The organism is Ruegeria sp. BHSA123 (assembly GCF_059613425.1).
Window position 1 is genome coordinate 1 of the sequence record NZ_JBXWSL010000143.1, and the last position, 2,998, is coordinate 2,998.

Annotated in this window: 2 protein-coding genes and 1 pseudogene; 2 read left to right on the forward strand and 1 reads right to left on the reverse strand. The window is 57.7% G+C overall.

What is annotated here, in order from left to right:
* A pseudogene (locus AC2FNC_RS20535) lies at window positions 1–135 on the reverse strand (replication initiator protein A); the annotation flags it as partial.
* Between the two features lie 401 nt (window positions 136–536).
* Here AC2FNC_RS20535 and AC2FNC_RS20540 point away from each other — a divergent pair.
* Entirely contained in the window at window positions 537–1,949 is a 1,413-nt protein-coding gene (locus tag AC2FNC_RS20540; protein WP_496716529.1) for an AAA family ATPase, read from the forward strand.
* 77 nt (window positions 1,950–2,026) lie between these two features.
* A partial coding sequence (locus AC2FNC_RS20545) for a ParB/RepB/Spo0J family partition protein (RefSeq protein ID WP_496716530.1) occupies window positions 2,027–2,998 on the forward strand: 972 nt, incomplete at its 3' end.

Consider the following 2,998-nt stretch of genomic DNA (forward strand, 5'->3'; position numbering starts at 1 on the left):
CGGTCGGGTCGAGAGCGAAAACATCGGATGCTCCATCGAGCCCATATCTGTCTTGGGCAGCGCATCGAAGATATCGCATACAAAAAAATCACCCGTTGGGTGCCGGTCGGGCAACAACGCCCCTGACCCGCTCATACTGCCCTGCCCATATGTCCTGCCCGAATCTTTGTTCGTGGTTTTATTGACGCCTACCGTAGAGTTATCCACAGGACGCGTAAAGCCGCCGGAACGTGGGATCAGAGTCACTGCAACGTGGGATCAGAGTCGCCTGATCGTGGGATCAGATTCACTGTAGATATAAAAAATCACAAAAATCTCTTTTTTTTCTTATGCTTAAAGGGAACGCGGCTTACCCGTAACTAATAATATAACAGGATTCTAACTGGATATTTTTTGACCACACACCCTGAATACGCCCCTCAAAAGGAATTTACCCCTTATTTTTGCTTAGAAAATTCGGTTTTGTGCTCACAATGCTTCCACGTGCCCCATTTTGTGGTATATTGACCGAAACATAGCACATGAGCAGATTTTCAATGCGAGCAACACCGTCCGAAGGGCTTCCCCCTTATTTCAATATCGATCCCGATCTGGCCCATGCTGAACTGGGAGAACCAACCGGAACACATGAGTTTTCGCAGATTGCAGATGCCTGTGCCCGAGGACGGGCAGATCTGGCGAACCGCGGTCTGGAAGACGACGGGCAAAAAAAGCTGCGCTTGTTTTCAACATGGGAGATTACCAAATATCTGATCCCTGTGGCGCCTGCCCATTTTAGGCGTGTGCTCAAAGGTAACCCGGATTTGCCGCAAGGGCAGTCTGAAACCGAAGGCGGGGCCAAGTGGTTCACGTTGGATGAGGTTCTTCGGCTGCGGACGTATTTTGCTTCGGAAGGATCCAAGGCGAAAGAATACCGTCCCTACCGTCCTGAAGGGTTGCCAGCCAAAATCGTTTCGGTGGCCAATTTCAAAGGCGGCGTGGGCAAGACCTCGACCTGCGCGCATCTGGCCATGTCCGCCGCATTGGACGGCTACAAGGTGCTGGTCATCGATCTGGACAGTCAGGGTTCGATGACGTCGATCTTCGGCGGCAAGGTCAGCGATGAATGGCAGACGGTATTTCCCCTGCTCGCCCGTCATTACGCAAGTCACCTGCGCCGCGACAATCAGGGGCGGCTTGACCGGGGTGAAGCGCCGCATCCGATTGACGACACCCTGTCCGAGGCGCTGAAAACCCGCGGCAGCGATCTGATCCAGACCACCCACTGGCCGAATATCGATCTGATCGGCGCTCAGCTGAACCTCTATTGGGCTGAATTCCAGATCCCGGTCTGGCGGATGCAAGGCCGCAGCTGGAAGCTTTGGGATGCACTGACCGATACGCTGGACGAGGATGGGGTGCTGGACGCGTATGACATCATCTTCATCGATACCCCCCCTGCCCTGGGCTATCTGACGATCAACGGGCTGGCGGCCTCGGATATCCTGCTGGTGCCCATGGGGGCCTCGTTTCTGGAATTCGACTCCACCGGCCGGTTCTTCGACATGCTGCATTCAACGTTCCAGTCCATTGAGGATGGAGAGAACATGGCCGCCCGCGCGCTTGGACGGCCCGAGATGGCGTTTCAGTGGGATGCGGTGCGCACAATCATCACCCGCTATGACGGCAGTCAGCAGGCCGAGCTGGCGGGGCTGATGCAAGCCTATCTGGGCCGCACCCTGTCGCCACACTGGCAGGGCTACACGGCGCTGATCGGCCAGGCCGGGGAACAGGTCAACGGCATCTACGAGGCGGATTACCGCGATTTCAACCGCGAGACCTATGTGCGCGGGCGAGAAACCTTTGATGCTACCTATGCTTCGTTCAAGAAGCTGTTGATTGGCGTTTGGCGGGGTGAAGAGCGGGCCCAGCAGGCCGAAGAGGCGGGAACACCGGAATTGTCGCTCTGAGTGCGATGTTTCGCGCGCGAAACACGTCTTCTATGACTCGAAACAGAGTCTGATCCGAGCAGGAAAAGGAAAAAGTGATGGCTAAACGCAAACGACTGACCCCAGCCCGGCCGAATTATCTGGAGGACAATCACCCTGCCCCCGGGTTGAATCCCATGTTCCCTGCAGAGATACCCCGCGCCGCGCCGCCGGTTGCACAGGTGGCTGGGGCCACGGCGGCTCAGGCAGCGCTGGAGGAGCTGTCCGGAGAATTGCGCGCTGCCCGGGCCGAAGGTCGCTTGGTGCAGGACCTGCCGCTGGACGCCATCGAGGAGACCTATCTGGTGCGTGATCGGATGGCAGCTGATGACGCGGACATGGAGGCGCTGAAGGAAAGCCTGAAGGCACGCGGGCAGCAAACACCGATCGAGGTCGTGGAATTGACCGAAGGGCAGTATGGCCTGATCTCGGGTTGGCGGCGCATGACTGCGCTGCGGGCGCTAGTACAGGAGACGGGCGAGCCCCGCTTTGAAACCGTGCGCGCTTTCCTCAGACAGCCGCAGAGCGCCTCGGACGCGTATGTGGCCATGGTCGAGGAAAACGAAATCCGTGTCGGGCTTAGCTATTACGAGCGCGCCCGGATCGTGGCCCGTGCGGCTGAGCAGGGCGTTTACCCGGACGAGGCTGCTGCCCTGCGCGGGCTGTTCGCATCGGCCAGCCGGGCCAAACGATCGAAGATTGGTTCGTTCATCGCGATCTATCAGGCGTTGGATGATCATCTACAGTTCCCTTCGGCCATTCCTGAACGATTGGGGCTGTCGATTGCCAAGGTTTTGAAGGAGGATCCCAAGGCAGCCTCCAGGTTGGCAAAAGACATGGCTGCCGCAGTGGCCGAGACACCCGAGGATGAACTCGGAGAGTTGGCGCGCAGGGTTCAAAAGCTTGGGGCTCTGAAGTCCGAGACCCAACCTCAAAAAGCGGATACCGCGCCCGAGAAGATTGGTGGTATTTACCTGAAACAGAGTCGAAACGGCGCACAGCTGACCCTGACCGGTGAGGGCGTGTCCGAG